21 protein-coding genes are annotated in these 18,140 nt (G+C 54.5%); 9 read left to right on the top strand and 12 right to left on the bottom strand.

Going from position 1 to position 18,140, the window contains the following annotated elements; genetic code table 11:
• Window positions 1-894: sugar transporter (locus tag ACK5JN_RS15945; protein WP_416871066.1), on the top strand; the 894-nt coding region annotated here is incomplete at its 5' end.
• 42 nt (window positions 895-936) lie between these two features.
• On the opposite strand, the gene ACK5JN_RS15940 is transcribed toward ACK5JN_RS15945, so the two are convergent.
• Window positions 937-1,605 (bottom strand): MarC family NAAT transporter, encoded by a 669-nt coding sequence (locus ACK5JN_RS15940; RefSeq protein ID WP_416871065.1) that lies wholly within the window; start codon window positions 1,603-1,605, stop codon window positions 937-939.
• 229 nt (window positions 1,606-1,834) lie between these two features.
• Between ACK5JN_RS15940 and marR the strand changes: the two genes are divergently transcribed.
• The 3 genes from marR to marB are packed head-to-tail and all read left to right on the top strand — an operon-like array spanning window position 1,835 to window position 2,916.
• Entirely contained in the window at window positions 1,835-2,269 is a 435-nt protein-coding gene (marR, locus tag ACK5JN_RS15935) for a multiple antibiotic resistance transcriptional regulator MarR (RefSeq protein ID WP_064545351.1), read from the top strand.
• A gap of 20 nt (window positions 2,270-2,289) precedes the next feature.
• On the top strand, window positions 2,290-2,673 hold the full coding sequence (gene marA, locus ACK5JN_RS15930) for an MDR efflux pump AcrAB transcriptional activator MarA (RefSeq protein ID WP_416871064.1): 384 nt from the start codon (window positions 2,290-2,292) through the stop codon (window positions 2,671-2,673).
• Between the two features lie 30 nt (window positions 2,674-2,703).
• Window positions 2,704-2,916, top strand: coding sequence for a multiple antibiotic resistance protein MarB (gene marB / locus ACK5JN_RS15925; RefSeq protein ID WP_416871063.1), 213 nt, complete (start codon window positions 2,704-2,706; stop codon window positions 2,914-2,916).
• Window positions 2,917-2,948: 32 nt separating this feature from the next.
• Here marB and eamA read toward each other — a convergent pair whose 3' ends face one another.
• Entirely contained in the window at window positions 2,949-3,851 is a 903-nt protein-coding gene (gene eamA, locus ACK5JN_RS15920) for an O-acetylserine/cysteine exporter (protein ID WP_416871062.1), read from the bottom strand.
• A 195-nt stretch (window positions 3,852-4,046) separates the two neighbouring features.
• Here eamA and ydeE point away from each other — a divergent pair, with 195 nt between their 5' ends.
• Window positions 4,047-5,237, top strand: coding sequence for an efflux MFS transporter YdeE (gene ydeE / locus ACK5JN_RS15915; protein WP_416871061.1), 1,191 nt, complete (start codon window positions 4,047-4,049; stop codon window positions 5,235-5,237).
• Window positions 5,238-5,274: 37 nt separating this feature from the next.
• On the opposite strand, the gene ACK5JN_RS15910 is transcribed toward ydeE, so the two are convergent.
• Window positions 5,275-6,381, bottom strand: a complete 1,107-nt coding sequence (locus ACK5JN_RS15910; protein ID WP_416871060.1) for a cobalamin-independent methionine synthase II family protein — start codon at window positions 6,379-6,381, stop codon at window positions 5,275-5,277.
• Window positions 6,382-6,569: 188 nt separating this feature from the next.
• Entirely contained in the window at window positions 6,570-6,932 is a 363-nt protein-coding gene (locus ACK5JN_RS15905) for a rhodanese-like domain-containing protein (protein ID WP_416871059.1), read from the bottom strand.
• 85 nt (window positions 6,933-7,017) lie between these two features.
• On the opposite strand from ACK5JN_RS15905, the gene ftrA reads away from it, so the two are divergent.
• Together ftrA and mgtS are read left to right on the top strand one after the other, a co-directional pair.
• Window positions 7,018-8,007 carry a transcriptional regulator FtrA gene (ftrA, locus tag ACK5JN_RS15900; protein WP_416871058.1) on the top strand — a complete coding sequence of 330 codons (990 nt, stop codon included), beginning with the start codon at window positions 7,018-7,020 and terminating at the stop codon, window positions 8,005-8,007.
• An 82-nt stretch (window positions 8,008-8,089) separates the two neighbouring features.
• Window positions 8,090-8,185 (top strand): protein MgtS, encoded by a 96-nt coding sequence (gene mgtS, locus ACK5JN_RS15895; protein ID WP_416871057.1) that lies wholly within the window; start codon window positions 8,090-8,092, stop codon window positions 8,183-8,185.
• Window positions 8,186-8,354: 169 nt separating this feature from the next.
• On the opposite strand, the gene ACK5JN_RS15890 is transcribed toward mgtS, so the two are convergent.
• The 3 genes from ACK5JN_RS15890 to ACK5JN_RS15880 all read right to left on the bottom strand — a co-directional run bounded on the left by ACK5JN_RS15890 (window position 8,355) and on the right by ACK5JN_RS15880 (window position 11,199).
• Window positions 8,355-8,525, bottom strand: a complete 171-nt coding sequence (locus ACK5JN_RS15890) for a hypothetical protein (RefSeq protein WP_416871056.1) — start codon at window positions 8,523-8,525, stop codon at window positions 8,355-8,357.
• Window positions 8,526-8,873: 348 nt separating this feature from the next.
• Window positions 8,874-10,919: a peptidyl-dipeptidase Dcp gene (gene dcp / locus ACK5JN_RS15885; RefSeq protein ID WP_416871055.1), complete on the bottom strand. Its 2,046-nt coding sequence runs from the start codon at window positions 10,917-10,919 to the stop codon at window positions 8,874-8,876.
• Window positions 10,920-11,070: 151 nt separating this feature from the next.
• Window positions 11,071-11,199 carry a Hok/Gef family protein gene (locus ACK5JN_RS15880; RefSeq protein ID WP_416871069.1) on the bottom strand — a complete coding sequence of 43 codons (129 nt, stop codon included), beginning with the start codon at window positions 11,197-11,199 and terminating at the stop codon, window positions 11,071-11,073.
• A 399-nt stretch (window positions 11,200-11,598) separates the two neighbouring features.
• Between ACK5JN_RS15880 and ydfG the strand changes: the two genes are divergently transcribed.
• Together ydfG and ACK5JN_RS15870 are read left to right on the top strand one after the other, a co-directional pair.
• Window positions 11,599-12,348, top strand: a complete 750-nt coding sequence (gene ydfG / locus ACK5JN_RS15875) for a bifunctional NADP-dependent 3-hydroxy acid dehydrogenase/3-hydroxypropionate dehydrogenase YdfG (RefSeq protein WP_416871054.1) — start codon at window positions 11,599-11,601, stop codon at window positions 12,346-12,348.
• A 92-nt stretch (window positions 12,349-12,440) separates the two neighbouring features.
• Window positions 12,441-13,127, top strand: coding sequence for a GntR family transcriptional regulator (locus ACK5JN_RS15870; protein ID WP_416871053.1), 687 nt, complete (start codon window positions 12,441-12,443; stop codon window positions 13,125-13,127).
• Between the two features lie 34 nt (window positions 13,128-13,161).
• Here ACK5JN_RS15870 and ACK5JN_RS15865 read toward each other — a convergent pair whose 3' ends face one another.
• The 5 genes from ACK5JN_RS15865 to ACK5JN_RS15845 all read right to left on the bottom strand — a co-directional run bounded on the left by ACK5JN_RS15865 (window position 13,162) and on the right by ACK5JN_RS15845 (window position 18,112).
• On the bottom strand, window positions 13,162-13,590 hold the full coding sequence (locus ACK5JN_RS15865; protein WP_416871052.1) for a universal stress protein: 429 nt from the start codon (window positions 13,588-13,590) through the stop codon (window positions 13,162-13,164).
• A 227-nt stretch (window positions 13,591-13,817) separates the two neighbouring features.
• Window positions 13,818-14,282 carry a YhcH/YjgK/YiaL family protein gene (locus tag ACK5JN_RS15860; protein ID WP_416871051.1) on the bottom strand — a complete coding sequence of 155 codons (465 nt, stop codon included), beginning with the start codon at window positions 14,280-14,282 and terminating at the stop codon, window positions 13,818-13,820.
• Window positions 14,279-15,304 (bottom strand): 3-dehydro-L-gulonate 2-dehydrogenase, encoded by a 1,026-nt coding sequence (yiaK, locus tag ACK5JN_RS15855; RefSeq protein ID WP_416871050.1) that lies wholly within the window; start codon window positions 15,302-15,304, stop codon window positions 14,279-14,281. Before yiaK ends, ACK5JN_RS15860 begins: the two co-directional genes overlap by 4 nt.
• Before the next feature lie 108 nt (window positions 15,305-15,412).
• Window positions 15,413-16,420 (bottom strand): Zn-dependent oxidoreductase, encoded by a 1,008-nt coding sequence (locus tag ACK5JN_RS15850; RefSeq protein ID WP_416871049.1) that lies wholly within the window; start codon window positions 16,418-16,420, stop codon window positions 15,413-15,415.
• Window positions 16,421-16,654: 234 nt separating this feature from the next.
• Complete coding sequence (locus tag ACK5JN_RS15845; protein WP_416871048.1) at window positions 16,655-18,112, bottom strand: mannitol dehydrogenase family protein; 1,458 nt, start codon at window positions 18,110-18,112, stop codon at window positions 16,655-16,657.
• Window positions 18,113-18,140 lie beyond the last annotated feature (28 nt).

Below are 18,140 nucleotides of genomic sequence, written 5' to 3'. Positions count from 1 at the left end.
GTGGTGGTCGGCAGCCGTATCGGGATCGCCGTCGCCCACGCGGTGTTCTGGTCGATCACCGCCTCGCTGGCCATTAGGATGGCACCGGCGGGAAAACGCGCCCAGGCGCTGAGCCTGATTGCGACCGGCACCGCGCTGGCGATGGTTTTCGGCATCCCGATTGGCCGGATCGTCGGCCAGTACTTCGGCTGGCGCACTACCTTCTTCGCCATCGGCGTGGGGGCGCTGATTACGCTGCTGGCGTTAATTAAGCTGCTGCCGCGCTTGCCAAGCGAACATTCCGGTTCGCTGAAAAGCCTGCCGGTGCTGTTCCGTCGCCCGGCGCTGATGAGTATCTACCTGCTGACCGTGGTGGTGGTCACCGCCCACTACACCGCCTACAGCTATATCGAGCCGTTTGTGCAGACCGTGGCCGGGCTGAGCGGCAACTTTGCTACCGTGCTGCTGCTGATTCTCGGCGGCGCGGGGATCATCGGCAGCGTGCTGTTCGGCAAGCTGGGCAATCTGCATGCGTCCGGGCTTATCAGCAGCGCGATTGGCTTGCTGCTGGTTTGTCTGCTGCTGCTGTTACCCGCGGCACAGGATGCCACGCATCTGGCGGTGCTGAGCATTTTCTGGGGGATCGCGATTATGGTGATTGGCCTGGGCATGCAGGTGAAAGTTCTGGCGCTGGCGCCGGATGCCACCGACGTCGCCATGTCGCTCTTCTCGGGTATTTTCAATATCGGGATCGGCGCGGGCGCGCTGTTGGGCAGCCAGATTAGCACCCATATGTCGATGTCATCTATCGGCTACGTCGGCGCAGTGCCGGCGCTGGCGGCGTTTATCTGGGCGGTGATCATTTTCCGCCGCTGGCCCACGGCATCGTTAGAAGAACAGGCGCATCAGCATTAAAACGCGTTATCGGGCCGGGTGAAAACCCCGGCCCGATTGGCCTTAGGCGGGATAGGTTTTAATAATTTCCAGCACGCCGTTAATAATAAACTGCACTCCCATACAGACCAGCAGGAAGCCCATCAGACGCGAAATTGCCTCGATCCCGCCTTTCCCCACCAGACGCATAATCGCCCCGGAACTTCGCAGGCAGCCCCACAGAATGACCCCGACCAGCGCAAAGATAATCGGCGGCGCCACCAGCACCACCCATTCGGAGAAGTTGACGCCATGCTTAACCGTCGACGCCGAACTGATAATCATGGCAATGGTCCCCGGGCCCGCCGTGCTGGGCATCGCCAGCGGCACAAAGGCGATATTGGCGGTAGGCTCGTCCTGCAGCTCTTCGGACTTACTGCGCGCTTCCGGGGAATCATGCGCCTTCTGCTGCGGAAACAGCATGCGAAAACCAATGAAAGCCACGATCAGCCCGCCGGCGATACGCAGCCCAGGTATTGATATACCGAATGTATTCATCACCACCTGGCCCGCGTAATAGGCCACCATCATAATGGCAAAGACGTATATCGAGGCCATCAGCGACTGTCGGTTACGCTCAGCGCTGTTCATATTCCCCGAGAGACCCAGGAACAGCGCGACGGTGGTTAGCGGGTTAGCCAGCGGGAGCAGCACGACCAGCCCTAGCCCAACGGCCTGAAAGAGTTCCTTCATAAGCGTTAAAAAATCCTATCTGTTTTACGGAAAAATTCGGACTGTACGCCAGGCTGTCGCCCTTTTGTACAGCATCTCTGACTTCAGGTTGTTCCTCTACAGGATATCCTATTTAGGCCACCCTGAAGCGTTTTAGCAATTCGTGGCATCGCTCCACCCATTCAGTTGACTTATGGTTGCGCGAGAAATAATATCCATCGCAACTAAAGTACTTGCCAGGGCAACCATTGTGAACAGCACAAGCGATCTCTTCAATGAAATGATTCCACTTGGGCATTTGATTCACCTGGTTAACCAAAAGAAAGATCGCTTACTCAACGAGCATTTATCGCCAGAAGACATTACCGCCTCGCAGTTCAGAGTGCTGTGCTCTATTCGCTGCAAAGGCAGTATCACCCCCGTGGAGTTGAAAAAAACCTTGTCGGTGGATCTGGGCGCGCTCACCCGCATGCTTGACCGTTTGCTGTGTCGGGGCTGGATAGCCCGGTTACCCAATCCAAGCGACAAGCGGGGCGTATTGATTCAGCTGACGCCGGAAGGCGCGGCCATTTGTGAACAATGCCATCTGCTCGTTGGGCAAAACCTGCACCAGGAATTAACAAAAAACTTAACGGCAAATGAAGTTGCAACGCTCGAACTTCTGCTTAAAAAAATATTGCCGTAAACAGAAGAAGAGGTAAGACGATGTCCAGACGTAACACTGACGCTATTACTATTCATAGCATTTTGGACTGGATCGAAGATAACCTGGAATCGCCGCTGTCGCTTGAGAAAGTGTCAGAACGTTCCGGTTACTCCAAATGGCACCTGCAGCGGATGTTTAAAAAAGAGACCGGTCATTCATTAGGTCAGTACATTCGCACCCGTAAGCTGACGGAAATCGCCCAGAAATTAAAAGAAGGTAATGAACCGATCCTGTATCTGGCCGAACGCTACGGTTTTGAATCTCAGCAGACGCTGACGCGGACGTTTAAAAACTATTTCGACGTGCCGCCGCACAAGTACCGCGTCACCAATATGCACGGAGAGTCTCGCTATCTCCACCCTATTAATCATTGTGTTTATTAATCGCCTGCCAAAAGACGTATCGAGGAAATAATGAAACTGTTCGCTTCCGTTGCCTTCGCCCTGCTGGCGATGGCCTCAACTCAGAGCTACGCGGAGCAATTTCCAGCCCATAACACCGCGCACGACACCATGCTGATGCCGTCCGCCAGCAACCAGTCCCCGTTTGACTTCAATCATATGGGTGCCGGTAGCGATAAGTCCGATGAGCTGGGTGTACCGTATTACAATGACAACAATCGCTAAACATTAATTGCCCCGCGCTCGCGGGGCTTTTTTTAGCCCTTCACCGCTCGCCGCATCCCCGGCACACGCAGACCAAAGACGTTAATAAACAGCCCGGCCATAATCAGCAGCGCGCCAAGCAGCTGCATTGCCGACAGCGTTTCCCCCAGCAGCAGCGCCGCACTGGCCAGCCCCACCACCGGAACCAGCAACGACAGCGGCGCGACGCGCCAGGTTTCGTAACGCCCAAGCAGCGAACCCCAGATACCGTAGCCGACGATACTGGCAACAAAAGCAAGATAGGCCAGCGACAGCACGGTCGTCAGGTTAATGTGAATCAGGCTCTGCGCCATCAGCTGCGGCCCTTCAAAAATCCACGAGCAGAGCATGAACGGTACGATCGGGATCAGCGCGCTCCACACCACCAGCGACATCACGTCCGGCTTCGAGTCATGGTGCATAATTTTCTTATTGAAAATATTGCCGCACGCCCAGCACAGGGCCGCCGCCAGCGTCAGCATAAAGCCCAGCAGCTTGACGTGCTGGCCACTCATGCTGGTTTCAATCAGCACCAGTACGCCGAACACCGCCAGCGAAATGCCCACCAGCTGTTTACGCTGAAGCCGCTCGCCAAAGGCAAAGGCGCCAAGAATGATGGTAAAGAAGGCCTGCGCCTGAAGCACCAGCGAGGCCAGACCGGCGGGCATGCCGAAGTTGATGGCGCAGAACAGGAAGGCAAACTGGCCGAAGCTGATGGTCAGCGCATAGCCCAGCAGCAAAGAGATCGGCACGCGCGGACGCGGTACGAAGAACAGTGCCGGGAAAGCGACAAACAGAAAGCGCAGGCCCGCCAGTAGCAGCGGCGGCATACCGTGTAGCCCTACTTTGATCACCACAAAGTTCAGCCCCCATACCACCACCACCAATAGCGCCAGCAGCCCATCTTTACGCGTCATACTTCGCCCCAACGTTTTTAAATTTATGTAAACCTAACCAAAGTAACGAAAAATTCAGACGAGGAATAGATCATTATTTCTGGCAGTTCAAAATCGCACTTCCCGACACGACCACCGCTATACAAGCTGCTTATGGCGTGATATTTGTGAAAGAGATAACAAAAAACAATACAACCACATCTCTCGGGCAGGAAAATGAAACCAACGACCAGGCGATCCACGATTGCGCTGCTGGCATCGTCGTTACTGTTAACCATCGGGCGCGGCGCCACGCTCCCTTTTATGACCATCTACCTCACGCGTCAGTACGCGATGACGGTGGACACCATCGGTTACGCCATGTCCATCGCGCTGGTGATCGGCGTGCTGTTCAGCCTCGGCTTCGGCATTCTGGCCGACAAATTTGATAAAAAGCGCTACATGCTGATTGCCGTCGCGTTTTTCATCTGCGGCTTTGTCGCCATTCCGCTGGTGCACAGCGTGGTGCTGGTGGTCTTTTTCTTCTCGCTGATCAACTGCTCATACTCGGTGTTCTCCACCGTATTAAAAGCCTATTTCTCGGATACGCTGGCGCCAACGACCAAAGCGAAGGTGTTCTCGTTGAACTACACCTTCCTGAACGTCGGCTGGACCATCGGGCCGCCCATCGGCACGCTGCTGGTGATGCAAAGTATTAACCTGCCGTTCTGGCTGGCCGCGATTTGTGCCGCGTTTCCGCTGCTGTTTATCCAGCGCTACGTCGAACGCCTGAAGCCGGCGGAGATAACGGACACGCCGGTGGCCTGGTCACCGTCGGTGCTGCTGCGCGATCGCGCGCTGCTGTGGTTCACCCTGTCAGGGCTGCTGGCGTCGTTCGTTGGCGGTTCGTTTGCTTCCTGCCTCTCCCAGTACGTGCTGACGATTGGCGACAGCAGCTTTGCGGAAAAGGTCGTGGCGGTGATCCTGCCGGTCAACGCCGCGATGGTCGTCACCTTGCAGTACGCCATTGGCCGTAAGCTGACGGCGAATAACCTGCGCCCGTTAATGACCTTTGGTACCGTCTGCTATGTCATCGGCCTGGCGGGATTTATGCTGTCCGGAAACAACCTGTGGTTCTGGGGGCTGGCGGCAGCCGTTTTCACGCTGGGGGAAGTCATCTACGCGCCGGGTGAATATATGCTGATCGACAACATCGCGCCGCCGGGCATGAAAGCCAGCTACTTTTCCGCGCAGGCGCTAGGCTGGCTGGGCGCGGCGCTGAACCCGCTGCTGACCGGGCAGATTCTGACGCATTTCCCGCCGATGATGCTATTCCCCATCATGATGGTCACCATCGTGCTGGCGTGGCTGCTGATTTTCCGCGGCATTAAGGCCAGCACCTGGGGCACCACCGTCAGCGCGGCGTAAGATTATCCGGGGCCAATCCGGCCCCGGGAAAAGAACGTTATGACCAGATGTCGGCCGCGACGCCCGTCACCAGGCGGACTTTGTCCCACTGCTGCTGCTCGCTCAGGCTGTTGCCCTCTTCCGTCGAGGCAAAACCGCACTGCGGACTGAGGCAAATCTGATCCAGCGCGACATAATTTGCCGCCTCCTGAACGCGAGCTTTAACGCCTTCCGGGTTTTCCAGCTCGCCGTTCTTGGTCGTAATCAGCCCCAACACGGCTTTCTGATGGCCGGGACGAATAAAGCGCAGCGGCGCGAAATCGCCGGAACGGTCGTTGTCGTACTCCAGGAAGAAGGCATCCACGTTGACGCGGCCAAACAGAATTTCCGCCACCGGTTCATAGCCACCTTCAGATATCCACGTGGAGCGGAAGTTACCACGGCACACGTGCAGGCCAATAATCAGATCGTCCGGCTTACCTTCCAGCGCGCGGTTCAGCACGTCGGCATAGATGGCCGCCAGCTGGTCTGGATCGTCGCCGCGTTCGCGCACCTGACGGCGCTGATCTTCCGAGCACAGATAGGCCCAGACGGTGTCATCCAGCTGCAGGTAGCGACAGCCCGCATCGTAGAAGGCGCGGATGGCGTCACGCCAGGTGTCCGCCAGATCATTGAAGTAATCCGCCAGATCCGGGTAGACGCTGGCATCAATATCTTTACGCCCGCCGCGGAAGTGCAGCACGCTCGGGCTGGGGATGGTCATTTTTGGCGTGGCGTCGCCGCTGATGCTTTTCAGGAAGCGGAAATCTTCCAGCATCGGATGCTCACCAAAGCCGAGCTTACCGGTAACGCGGATCCCGTGAGCGCGAGTCTGTACGCCGTTAAACTGAATACCTTTGTCGGAATCGTAGCGCTCCACGCCCTGCAGGCCGTCGAAGAAATCGAAGTGCCACCAGGCGCGGCGGAACTCGCCGTCGGTCACCACGTGCAGGCCACAGTCGCACTGATGCTGCACCACGCGACGGATTTCCGCATCTTCAACGGCACGCAGCTGCTGGGCGGTGATGTCACCGTCGGCCAGCTGCTGACGGGCCTGTTTAATGGTCTGCGGGCGTAAGAAACTGCCGACGATATCGGCGCGGTACGGGGCGTGTTGATGTGGCATGCGATTCTCCTTATTCACTCGGGCAAACTGGTTACCCAGGGTGATAATGTATTATTTGAACTTTTTAGCCTTCTGGATGGCTATATGTCCAGGTAGTGTCATCCGTGCGCGCCACAGGCAAACGAGAATAATTCATGATAAATGAAAAAAATTCACGATCCCTGACTAAAGGCAAAACCTTCATCTTCTCAGCCGGTGATACCGCCAATCATCACTTTCACCGGGCGGCCCAGCGTCGCCAGCTTTAACGCTGCGCGGTCGGCGCCATTGCAGTGCGGCCCAGCGCAATACACCACGAAAATCGTCTCCGGCGGCCATGCCTGCATACGCTCGGCGCTCATCTCGGCATGACGAAGGTGGATCGCGCCGGGCAGATGGCGACGCGCGAATGCCTCAGCGCTCCCCACTACATGCAGCAGGACGAAATCGACGTCCGCGGCCTGCATGGCGGCATACACGTCGGCGCAGTCGGTTTCAAACCCCAGACGCTGGCGAAAATGGGCGGCCGTATCGGCGGCGCTGGCAGGCGGAAACTCGGTAACGTAACTCATGATTGACTCTCCCGTGATGTATTACCACTATGGTAACGATGCGATGAGTATAAACAGGCACCTGCCGCGAGGACTGCCCACAGAGATGACAGAAAACAGCCAGAATATGACAATCCGCGCCCCGCTCGTGGTGGCGCTGGCCTACGATGGGCTATGTACCTTTGAATTTGGCGTGGCCGTAGAGGTGTTTGGCCTGCCTCGCCCGGAAATGGGCCACGGCTGGTATCGCTTTGCCGTCGCGGCCGTCGATGAAGGCGAACTGCGCGCCACCGGCGGCGTGCGCGTGATGGCCGATGGCGACCTCAGCCTGCTAGAAGACGCCGATACCATTATCGTCCCCGGTTGGCGCGGTGCGGATAGCCCGGTTCCGGACGCGTTGAGCCAGGCGCTACAGCAGGCGCATCGCCGCGGGTGCCGGGTGTTATCTATCTGTTCCGGCGTGTTTGTGCTGGCGGCGGCCGGTCTGCTTGACGGCCAACGTGCCACCACCCACTGGCGCTATACCGCCCAGCTCCAGCAGCGCTATCCGGCAATTACGGTCGTGGACGACGTGCTTTATATCGCCGGGGAAAGCGTGCTGACCTCGGCGGGCAGCGCCGCAGGTATCGACCTCTGTTTGCACGTTGTCAGGCTGGATTTTGGTCTGGAGGCCGCTAACCGGGTTGCCCGGCGGCTGGTGATTCAGCCGCACCGCGACGGCGCGCAGAAACAGCAGATTGCGCGGCCCGTCGCACGTTCACGCGAAAGCCAGCGCTTAGGGATGCTGTTTGATTTTCTCCACCAGCACCTGGCGGAAAGCCATAGCGTTCGTTCGCTGGCCGATAAGGTGGGAATGAGCGAGCGAACCTTCCTGCGGCGTTTTCAGGAGGCGACCGGCAAAACCCCCGCCCGCTGGCTGCTTGACGAACGTTTGCAGCAGGCGCGGCACCACCTGACCACCGGCAGAGACAGCGTAGAGAAGGTCGCTGAAATAAGCGGGTTTGGTAATGCTAAAAATCTACGCTTGCGCTTTCAGCAACATTTTGCCATCAGCCCACTGGCCTATCGAAAAAAATTTACCGCAACAAATAATTAATTAACAAATGACGGCGTTAGTCTAACTTTAACAGAGTACGCTAAGAGATGTTTTTGGTGGAATCGTTAAAGAGGAGGTCATCATGCTGGATAATATGCACGTGTTTCTGGTTGCAGTGGGGCTCATTCTGTTTTCCGGTTTTCTGACAGCCTATTTTAGCGGAAAATGGAACGATTAACCGACGCCGTAATAATAACCCCCCGGTTAAATGGTAAAAAAAAACCGCCAGCAAAACTGGCGGTATAAATGCTTGCATGGATAGATTTTTGCTTCTCCGATTACCCGCTCTCCTTGATTGGGTAACCGTTGTTGTGAAATGATCTTACCACCGCGTTATTCAACTAAAGCTAAACGGCGACTGCATTATTTAAACCATAATTTTTCCATGCTTTTTTGCTCTGACAGCCGGCCTGACGGCCCGCCCACAATCTGCCGGTACGCGACTCCTGTAGATCCTGATGCTCAGGACGGGTAGACCAGATGGACTCGCGACGAACTTTACGCTGGGATTTTTTCATTTGTGCCTCCGGGCAGATTGTCGATATTAAATCCATTAACTCAACGATTTACGCAATAATCTTAGCAAGTCGAATGGCGAGTTTCTTCAACAACTGCACGTATTTGTAAAGAGCCTGTGAGCCAGCACACTTCATGAGCTTCCCGCTAGTACCCTACCGAAAATGTCAGGTTGCGTAACTGTTACTGTCACGTAAAATTATATTCGTTGTCCTTCCCACCAGGAATGATAGCAAGAATGCTCTATATTTTTGTGGTACTTAACCCGCCAGCCCTGTGTGCGGGTTTTTTTTATCCTTTCCGCCCCGCCCGTCGCTTAAAGGCGACGAGCGGGACTGGCAGTCAATGCTTTAATCGCTTAAACCACGGTTTTTAAGCATTGGCGAAATTAACGGATCGTGACCACGCCAGTCGCGATACAATTTTTCTAAATCACTGCTGTTACCGCGCGATAAAATAGCCTCACGGAAACGCTGGCCATTTTCACGGGTTAAACCGCCCTGCTCAACAAACCACTGGTAGCCATCATCCGCCAGCATTTGCGTCCACAGATAGGCGTAATAACCTGCCGCGTAGCCGCCGCCGAAAATATGTGAGAAATAGCTGCTGCGATAGCGCGGCGGTACGGCAGCAAGATCGAGATGTTCACCCCGTAGCGCCTGAGCCTCAAACTCATCCACGCTTTCCGGCAGCTCGCGGGTGGATAAACTGTGCCAGTTCATATCCAGCAGCGCAGCGCTAAGCAGCTCGGTCATGTCGTAACCTTTATTAAAGCTCGAAGCGCGGAACAGGCTTTCGCGTAGCGCATCCGGCATCGGTTCGCCGCTTTCATAATGGCGCGCATAGTGGGCAAAGACTTCAGGGTGACTCGCCCAATGCTCATTAATCTGCGACGGAAACTCGACGAAATCGCGCGGCGTATTGGTGCCGGATAAGGTGGCATAACGCTGTTTAGCAAACAGCCCGTGCAGCGCGTGGCCAAACTCGTGGAAAAGGGTGATCACGTCATCCCAGGAGATCAACGCGCTTTTGCCGGCAGCCGGTTTTTGATAGTTGCAGACGTTATAGATAACCGGACGCGTGCCAAGCAGCGTAGACTGCGGCACAAAGTTGTCCATCCACGCCCCGCCGCTCTTGCTTTCGCGAGCAAAGAAGTCGCCGTAGAACAGCGCCATGCCCTCACCATCGGCATCAAAAATTTCCCACACGCGCACGTCCGGGTGATAAACCGGCAGGTCGAAACGCTCGACAAAGCGAATACCAAACAGCTGGCTGGCAGACCAGAAAACGCCGTCGACCAGCACGCGCTCCAGCGCGAACCACGGTTTGATTTGCGCTTCATCGATCGCGTATTTCTCGCGACGTACCTGTTCAGAATAGAAGAGCCAGTCCCAGGCCTGCGCGGTGAAGGAAACCGTGCCGCTGTCAATCAGCGTCTGGATATCCGCCAGCTCATTTTCAGCTCTGGCACGAGCGGCCGGAGTAATCTCGCGCATAAAGTCAAAGGCGGCCTTTGGCGTTTTCGCCATCTGGTCGGCCATACTCCAGCTGGCATAATCGGCGTAGCCCAGTAGTTCGGCCTGCCGGGCGCGTATCGCCACCAGCTTGAGGATTCGTTCGCGCGTATCGTTAGCATCGCCGTTCTGATTACGCTGCCACGCCGCTTTGAACAATTTTTCCCGAGTGTCGCGCGAGCGCAACGACGCCAACGCCGGCTGTTGGGTAGTGTTGACCAGCGGTATCAGCCAGCGCCCCGCCAGCCCACGTTCTGCCGCCGCGGCGGCGGCCGTCGCCAGTTCATCGGCACTTAAGCCCTCTAATACAGCCTCATCATCCATCACCAGCACGCCGTTTTTCGCCGCCCCCAGCAGGCACTGGTGAAACTGGCTGCTCAAGGTCGCCGCTTCGGTATTCAGCCTTTTAAGCTCGGCTTTCTGCGCGGCGCCAAGCATGGCACCCGCCAGGATAAAGCGCTGGTAAATGACCTCCACCAGACGGTGGGATTCGGCGTCCAGACCCAGCGTATCGCGCTGCTCCCAGACGGCCTTAACGCGGGCAAACAAAGCATCATTAAGATAAATATCGTTCGCCAGCCCGGCGAGCTCCGCCGAAAACTCCTCGTCGAGGCGCTGAATAACGTCATTGCTGTGCGATGCCGCCATGGCAAAGAACACGGCGGTGACGCGTGAAAGCATCTCGCCGCTCTTTTCCAGCGCCACAACGGTGTTGTCAAAGGTCGCTGCGGCTGCGTTTTGGGCGATGTCGGCAATTTCCTGGCGTTTGCGCTTGAGCGCTTCATCAAAGGCCGGGCGATAGTGGTCGTCATTTATCTTGTCAAACGGCGGTGCCTGATAAGGTAACGTGCTGCTGGCGAAAAAGGGATTCATAGCCGACATGTCCTGCTCCTGATGAAAACGATTAACCTTAGCAGAATAAACAAATTGAGGCCGCGCTGCTCGGTTATCTCAGCAGAAAGCAAAAAGGATTGGGTGCATTGAGGATACCGAACAACAGGAGAAATGGCGGGGATTACTCCCCGCCCGACTCCTACCTGGTTTCGTAAGCCATGTGAGCCACAATCTCCGTTCCGCCGCTTCGGAAGCTAACATCACAGAGATGTTGGTTGTTAAGTAGCAGGACGCCCAAAAGCGTTATGCCGATAACGATTAGCGCCATAAGCGCCATTCTTTGTGGCTTCATAGCCTTCTACTCCTTGACCGCGAGGTCGGTAAGAGGCTAATCTCTATGTTGTGGAGCATAGATGTGGCCTCGGTTAATGTTATGCGCCTTGCAGGGCGCTTAATGTTTCCGGGGCTTTCTTCTATCTGCCTTTCGGTAAATGCCTGAGACAGATAGCCTCAAGCACCCGCAGCCATGTTAACCCAGACACTCTGATATACTGCGTTCCTCACCCCCTCCTCAGGTACATTTCAGAAAACATCAAGACTTCGTGGCCGGTTAAAAAAATCTAAAACTGTTTTTCTTTTTATTCCGCTACATCAATCGGCCAGGATAGTTATGCCCTGGGTGTTCTGCTATCGTAATACGACACTTAAGCGTTGAAGGAACAGAGAAATGATCGTACTGGTAACCGGAGCAACGGCAGGGTTTGGCGAAAGCATTACGCGCCGTTTTATTGCCAACGGGCACAAAGTTATTGCCACTGGCCGTCGTAACGAACGTTTAAAAGCGCTGAAAGATGAGCTGGGCGACAGCGTCCTGACCGTACAGCTGGACGTGCGCAACCGCGCGGCCATTGAAGAAACCATCGCCAACCTGCCTGCCGAATGGCGCGATATTGATATCCTGGTGAACAACGCTGGCCTGGCGCTGGGCCTGGAGCCTGCACATCGCGCCAGCGTAGAGGATTGGGAAGATATGATCGACACCAACAACAAAGGGCTGGTGTACATGACCCGCGCCGTGCTGCCGGGAATGGTCGAGCGTAACCGCGGTCACGTGATTAACATCGGCTCTACCGCCGGGAGCTGGCCGTATGCCGGTGGTAACGTCTATGGCGCCACCAAGGCATTTGTTCGTCAGTTCAGTCTGAACCTGCGTACCGACCTGCACGGCACCGCCGTTCGCGTCACGGATATTGAACCGGGCCTGGTCGGCGGCACTGAGTTCTCTAACGTGCGCTTCAAAGGCGACGATGCTAAAGCCGGTAAAACTTATGAAAATGCCAACGCGCTGACGCCGGAAGACGTCACCGAAGCCGTCTGGTGGGTGGCGACGTTGCCAAAACACGTCAACATTAACACCGTTGAGATGATGCCGGTCAGCCAGACTTACGCCGGCCTGAGCGTTCATCGCGAAAGTTAGTATTTAATCCCAGCCCGACCGCCGGTCGGGTCTGGGCGCGGCGGCAAAAAAAGCGTAAAATAGCAGCTTAATCAGCTGATAAGAACGACTCAATGGCCGCCGAAACCCAACTGAACCCAACACAGCCCGTCAATCAACAGATTTATCGCATCCTGCGTCGCGATATCGTGCACTGTCTTATCCCGCCGGGCACGCCGCTGTCGGAAAAAGAAGTCTCCCTGCGTTTTGACGTTTCCCGTCAACCGGTACGTGAAGCTTTTATCAAACTGGCTGAAAACGGACTTATCCAGATCCGTCCTCAGCGCGGCAGCTACGTCAACAAGATTTCCCTTTCGCAGGTCCGTAACGGCTGTTTCATTCGTCAGGCTATTGAATGCGCGGTGGCTCGCCGGGCGGCAACGATGATCACCGATGCCCAGATCTATCAGCTGGAGCAAAACTTGCACCAGCAGCGTATTGCCATCGACCGTCAGCAGCTAACTGATTTCTTCCAGCTGGATGATGATTTCCACCAGCTGCTGTCAAATATTGCTGATTGTCAGCTGGCGTGGGACACCATCGAGAACATTAAAGCGGCCATTGACCGGGTGCGTTATATGAGCCTCGATCATATCTCCTCGCCGGAAATGCTGTTGCAGCAGCATCATGAAATATTCAGCGCACTCCAGAAACGCGACGCCGATACGGTAGAAAAAGCGATGACCTCACACCTGCAGGAAATTAGTGAGTCAGTACTGCTTATTCGCCAGGAAAACCGCGATTGGTTTAGCGAAGAGTAAGAAAAAAGGGCCTTCAATATTGAAGGCCCTTTTTTTAACGGATAACCATTGTTGGAATATTAGCGTAGCGTAAAATAGATTCGGCGTTCGAACCCAGCAGATGGGTTGTCATTCCGCGCTGACGCGAACCAATCACAATCACGTCGTATTCACCGGTTTTACTCATCGCGATGACCTCATCACGGATATTGCCAAAGCGAACCTCGGTGTGCAGACGCTCTGCGGGCATATCAAATAGCCGCTGCAGATTCTTCATCTTCTTCGTCGACTCTTCCTGTATAAAGTCTTCGAACTTTTTAATATCCGCAGCGAAGCCGCGTAAAATAGAACGATTGCTGTTAGGTAAGACGTTCAGTAGTGTTATTTCGCCAGACTCACCCGCCAGATACACCGCATGGCGAATAGCCTTGTCGCTTAAATCCATTTCAAAAACATCTACAGGCATAAGAATTTTTTTATACATAGCCCGAGCTCCTTTTCCAGAGAGTCCATTTTTTGTTTCGCAATAACAATGCCATATTTATACCGAGGGACCTAGCATTAATTTCCCGAATTGACAGTTGCAACATGAAAATAATCGTCCATTATTTCAAGTTACTTAAAGGAGTACAAAGAAGTGTAGCCGACCATTCCCCTCCCCCCTATAACGAAAAGCGCTGCCCTCCGGCAGCGCTTGTTATGGACTATTGCTTACGATAATGCGGCTATCGGTACTTTGGCGACAATCTTTCTTACCTGCTGCGGCGCTTGTCGATGACACAGTGGCGCGTGTATATCCCAGGGAAAAAAGATAACGTAGTCGCCATCGCACAGCGACATATCATGCAGGGTCAGACCCTCACGTGAATAAAAATAGTTATCCTGGTCTTCAACGGACTCGCATGGCAATAGCGCTTTGCGCGCGGAGAACTGTATCCACTCATCCCCCGAAATAACGTACTGAACATCAATATAATGCCGGTGAGTCTCCGGACGTCGGTTTATCGCCAGCGCCGTTGTCGCAGTGAACGTTTTATAGATAACGCCGTCAATCTCGCGCTGGCCATCCTGTAACCGTTGAAAATCAAAAGTCGCTATCGTTTTCAACACTGAGCCAATAATGGGCGGCAGTTCGGCTAAGCCGCGCTCCAGCTGCGCTATATTTCCGCTAATCATAATCCTTTACGCTCCGCTAGCTGCTGGACTTCCGCCCACACGCCATCGTCAACCGGGATCCCGGTGCGCATAAAGTTGGCGCGGTTACGCATTTCCATTTCTCCCGGGTAGAATACTTCATGACTACCCTCTGCGGGCGTTGAGGTTTTGACATAGTCCGCCACGCTATTCGCCATCGTTATGCTAAACTCAGCGCCGCCAAAATGGTCTGGGTCAAAGACCATATATACCTGGCTTGCCCCGGTGCAGCTGCCCTGCTGGATCTTATCAATTTCATTGGTCGGTGAACCGGCGGTCAGGAACGCCGCCATCGCATCAAGCAGGATTGCCATACCCGAACCTTTCCAGTAACCGGTGGGGAGAATACGCATTGATTCTTCAATCGGTCCCGGCTCATCCGTCAAATTTCCCTCTTTGTCGTAGCCGCCGGGGAACGGCAGTTTTTCACCTTTCAAACGCGTCACCTGGAGTTTACCGTAGGCATATTGCGACATGGCCATATCCAGCACCATCGCACCTTCCTCCATGGGAACGGCCATTACAAAGGGGTTATTTCCCAGACGGGTATTTTTTGCCCCCCATGCAGGCATACAGGATTCCGTATTGGTCCAGCACATTGCCGCATAGCCCTGCTGAGCCGCCTTCCAGCCGTAGGTTCCCCCGCGCATCCAGTGGGTGGTGTTGCGCATACCGACAATACCCACACCGTGTTCTTTCGCTAACGCGATGGCGCGTTCGGTAGCAAATAACGCGTTGGTAATACCAATACCGCGACGTCCATCATATATTTCCATGGAGGCAAGCGATTTCACTCTTGCTGGCTCGGCGTGAATATCTACCCAGCCTTTATTGACATAATCAACAAAACGGGCAACGCGATTAAGTCCATGAGAAAATATTCCATCACAGCTGGTTTCTGTATGAATCTGAGCACAAATATCTGCCTGCTTCTCGCTCAAGCCGGCGTTAAGCAGCGCTTGTTTAACCGTACTCTTCATTTCACTAAATGAAATTTTTGTCATGAATCAATCTCCAGTTTAATTGGTAATCAGGATATCAAAGATAAAATCATTACTTCTGCACCATATTACAGCGTGCAGCTATCGACAAATTACAAATAAATCATTCGACTACATAACATCTAAAATAATTTTGCAGCAGGTTCGGGCATCGTGTTCAAATAACTCCATCGCCGGTGAGACGTTTTCTAAGGTAAATCTATGGGTAATAAGTTTGTCGGGAAAAACCAGACCACTGGAAATCCAGTCAATAACCTGAGGAAATTGATTATCGTTCAGCCGAGAGGTGAAAATGGTAATCTCCTTACTGGTTATCTCTTTTTGCACTAACGAGCCTGGAGTATCAGAGAAACCTAATAATCCAATCCGCGCAGCCGGTGAGGCAATCCTGATGGCTTCGGTGAGAATCGAAGGATGACAGGCCGCATCAATAATCAGCGTCGGTGGTTCCTGCAGGTTCTCGGCTAAGACGAGATCCGTATTATTGATAATTTCATCAGCACCATTTACTTTCGCCAGCGCTAAGCGCTCATCAAGGCGATCGGCGACAATAATTTTTTTCACATGATAAACGTGGCGTAATACCTGTATTGCGGTTAATCCCATCGGCCCGGCACCATAGATGAGCGCAGTATCGAGCGAGGTCGGTTTCATTTTCCCGCAAATATTAGCGCCAATGGTAAAGGGTTCAACCAGGCTGGCGATTCGGTCGGGAATGGCATCTGGCAAAACCCAGGCATTTTTCTGCGGGACGCAGGCGTATTCGCTAAATCCGCCATCACGATGTACGCCAATCACCGAAAGCGTTTTGCAAACATTCGGTTTACCGACCAGACAGGGATAGCAGTGCCCACAGCTCACCACCGGATCGACCGCCACCCGTTGCCCCAGCCGCTGGCTGTCAACACCCTCACCTACCGCATCGATAATACCGGCAAATTCATGCCCGATGACCCGTGGATATTGTGCAAATGGATTATGCCCATGCCAGATGTGAATATCGGAACCACAGATGCTGGCCGTTTTAATTTTAACCCTGACTTCATCTTTGCCGGGTTCGGGTATAGGTCGATCCTCTATCACTAAATGATTGGGCTTTTCGATTACAACACTTTTCATTTTCTCTGCTCCTTCAGCGTAAAACAGAAAGCCATCGGTTGATGTCTAATGCTTAACATCTACACTACTACCATACAAGTACGGAAGGGAGAAAACTTCGCCATCGATCACAAAATGACCGCTCATGGGGAAATTAAACGATGAGCCATCATACGCAAAGCAACGTAATGACGAGAGGCAACGAGGGGGAATAGACGGAAGCGTGCCGCCAGAAATGGCGGCACGTAGACGTGATTACTTAGCGGTTGCAGCTACGGTCGCTTTTGCGCCTTTGCTCAGCAGAGACAGATAGGCGGTGGTGACCTGGTCGACAAACAGCCCTTCCTGCGGCAGATCGTTGCCGAAGATAGCTTCGATGGCCAGCAGCGCTTTCACCCGGGCTTCACCCTCTTCGCTCTGCTGTACCGCCGCCTGAATCACCGGCAGCAGCGGGTCGCACACTTCGATGGCATTACCCTGCTCATCAACGCCGCCGACATAGCGCATCCATCCAGCCACGCCCAGCGCCAGCAGCGTGAAGCTGCTGTTATCCGCCAGATGCCAGCGGACAGAATCCAGCATACGCTGAGGCAGTTTCTGGCTGCCATCCATCGCAATCTGCCAGGTGCGATGACGCAGCGCCGGGTTGGTATAGCGTTCAATTAACAGATCCGCATAGCGCGCCAGATCGACGTTCTGTACTTTCAGCGTTGGCGCCTGCTCTTTCAGCATCAGGTCACGCGCGGCGCGACGGTAGTTTTCGTCACCCATGCAATCGTTAATGTGCTGATAGCCTGCCAGGTAGCCCAGATAGGCCAGGAAAGAGTGGCTGCCGTTCAGCATGCGCAGCTTCATCTCTTCGAATGGAATAACATCGCTCACCAGCTCCGCACCCGCTTTTTCCCAGGCCGGGCGGCCAGCCACGAAGTTATCTTCGATAACCCACTGACGGAACGGTTCACACGCCACGCCAGCCGGGTCGCGGACGCCGGTCAGCTGTTCAATTTTATCCAGCGTTTCCGGAGTCACTGCCGGTACGATACGGTCAACCATGGTTGACGGGAAGGTCACGTGCGACTCGATCCAATCGGCCAGGCCTGCATCGACGGCGCGCGCATAGGCGCAAACCACGTTACGCATGACGTGACCATTTTCCGGCATGTTATCGCAGGACATCACGCTGAACGCTGGCAGGCCAGCAGCCTTACGGCGCGCCAGCGCTTCTACCACGACGCCCGGTGCCGATTTCGGCTGATGCGGGCTTTGCAGGTCCGCCACAATCAAGGGATGATCGAGCATCAGTTGACCGGTTGCCGGAGAGTGGCAATAGCCTTTTTCGGTGATCGTCAGGGAGACGATCGCCACCTGCGGTTCGCACATTTTTGCCAACACGGTTTCAAGCCCATCAACCTGGGCGTGCAGCGCTTCTTTGACGACGCCCACCACGCGGGCAGTCCATGCATCCGCGGACATCTCCGCCACGGTGTATAAATTGTCCTGATGATTCAGGTCGGCAATCTGCTGCTCACCGCCGATCAGGTTAACTTCGGTATAACCCCAATCGCTGCCGTGTTCAGAGGCGAGGATATCGGCGTAAACAGCCTGATGGGCGCGGTGGAATGCACCAAAGCCCAGGTGCACAATGCGTGACACCAGTTTGCTGCGATCGTAGGTCGGGAGAGTTGCCTTAGCGGTTAATAGCGTATTCTGCATCTTTTTGACTCACTGTAGAGAATGTTGA

It is taken from the genome of Kluyvera sp., assembly GCF_047971185.1.
Lineage (GTDB): Bacteria > Pseudomonadota > Gammaproteobacteria > Enterobacterales > Enterobacteriaceae > Kluyvera.
This window is presented reverse-complemented; position numbering and strand designations above follow the sequence as displayed.

Coding starts and splice junctions, on each gene's coding strand:
- ACK5JN_RS15890 (WP_416871056.1), bottom strand. CDS start 8,525: ATGAAAAAATCCCAGCGTAAAGTTCGTCGCGAGTCCATCTGGTCTACC.
- ACK5JN_RS15880 (WP_416871069.1), bottom strand. CDS start 11,199: ATGGCGCTAATCGTTATCGGCATAACGCTTTTGGGCGTCCTGCTACTT.
- ACK5JN_RS15910 (WP_416871060.1), bottom strand. CDS start 6,381: ATGCCACATCAACACGCCCCGTACCGCGCCGATATCGTCGGCAGTTTC.
- ACK5JN_RS15940 (WP_416871065.1), bottom strand. CDS start 1,605: ATGAAGGAACTCTTTCAGGCCGTTGGGCTAGGGCTGGTCGTGCTGCTC.
- yiaK (WP_416871050.1), bottom strand. CDS start 15,304: ATGACAAAAATTTCATTTAGTGAAATGAAGAGTACGGTTAAACAAGCG.
- marB (WP_416871063.1), top strand. CDS start 2,704: ATGAAACTGTTCGCTTCCGTTGCCTTCGCCCTGCTGGCGATGGCCTCA.
- ACK5JN_RS15905 (WP_416871059.1), bottom strand. CDS start 6,932: ATGAGTTACGTTACCGAGTTTCCGCCTGCCAGCGCCGCCGATACGGCC.
- ACK5JN_RS15870 (WP_416871053.1), top strand. CDS start 12,441: ATGGCCGCCGAAACCCAACTGAACCCAACACAGCCCGTCAATCAACAG.
- ydfG (WP_416871054.1), top strand. CDS start 11,599: ATGATCGTACTGGTAACCGGAGCAACGGCAGGGTTTGGCGAAAGCATT.
- ACK5JN_RS15860 (WP_416871051.1), bottom strand. CDS start 14,282: ATGATTAGCGGAAATATAGCGCAGCTGGAGCGCGGCTTAGCCGAACTG.
- ydeE (WP_416871061.1), top strand. CDS start 4,047: ATGAAACCAACGACCAGGCGATCCACGATTGCGCTGCTGGCATCGTCG.
- ACK5JN_RS15850 (WP_416871049.1), bottom strand. CDS start 16,420: ATGAAAAGTGTTGTAATCGAAAAGCCCAATCATTTAGTGATAGAGGAT.
- ftrA (WP_416871058.1), top strand. CDS start 7,018: ATGACAGAAAACAGCCAGAATATGACAATCCGCGCCCCGCTCGTGGTG.
- eamA (WP_416871062.1), bottom strand. CDS start 3,851: ATGACGCGTAAAGATGGGCTGCTGGCGCTATTGGTGGTGGTGGTATGG.
- dcp (WP_416871055.1), bottom strand. CDS start 10,919: ATGTCGGCTATGAATCCCTTTTTCGCCAGCAGCACGTTACCTTATCAG.
- mgtS (WP_416871057.1), top strand. CDS start 8,090: ATGCTGGATAATATGCACGTGTTTCTGGTTGCAGTGGGGCTCATTCTG.
- ACK5JN_RS15845 (WP_416871048.1), bottom strand. CDS start 18,112: ATGCAGAATACGCTATTAACCGCTAAGGCAACTCTCCCGACCTACGAT.
- ACK5JN_RS15865 (WP_416871052.1), bottom strand. CDS start 13,590: ATGTATAAAAAAATTCTTATGCCTGTAGATGTTTTTGAAATGGATTTA.
- marA (WP_416871064.1), top strand. CDS start 2,290: ATGTCCAGACGTAACACTGACGCTATTACTATTCATAGCATTTTGGAC.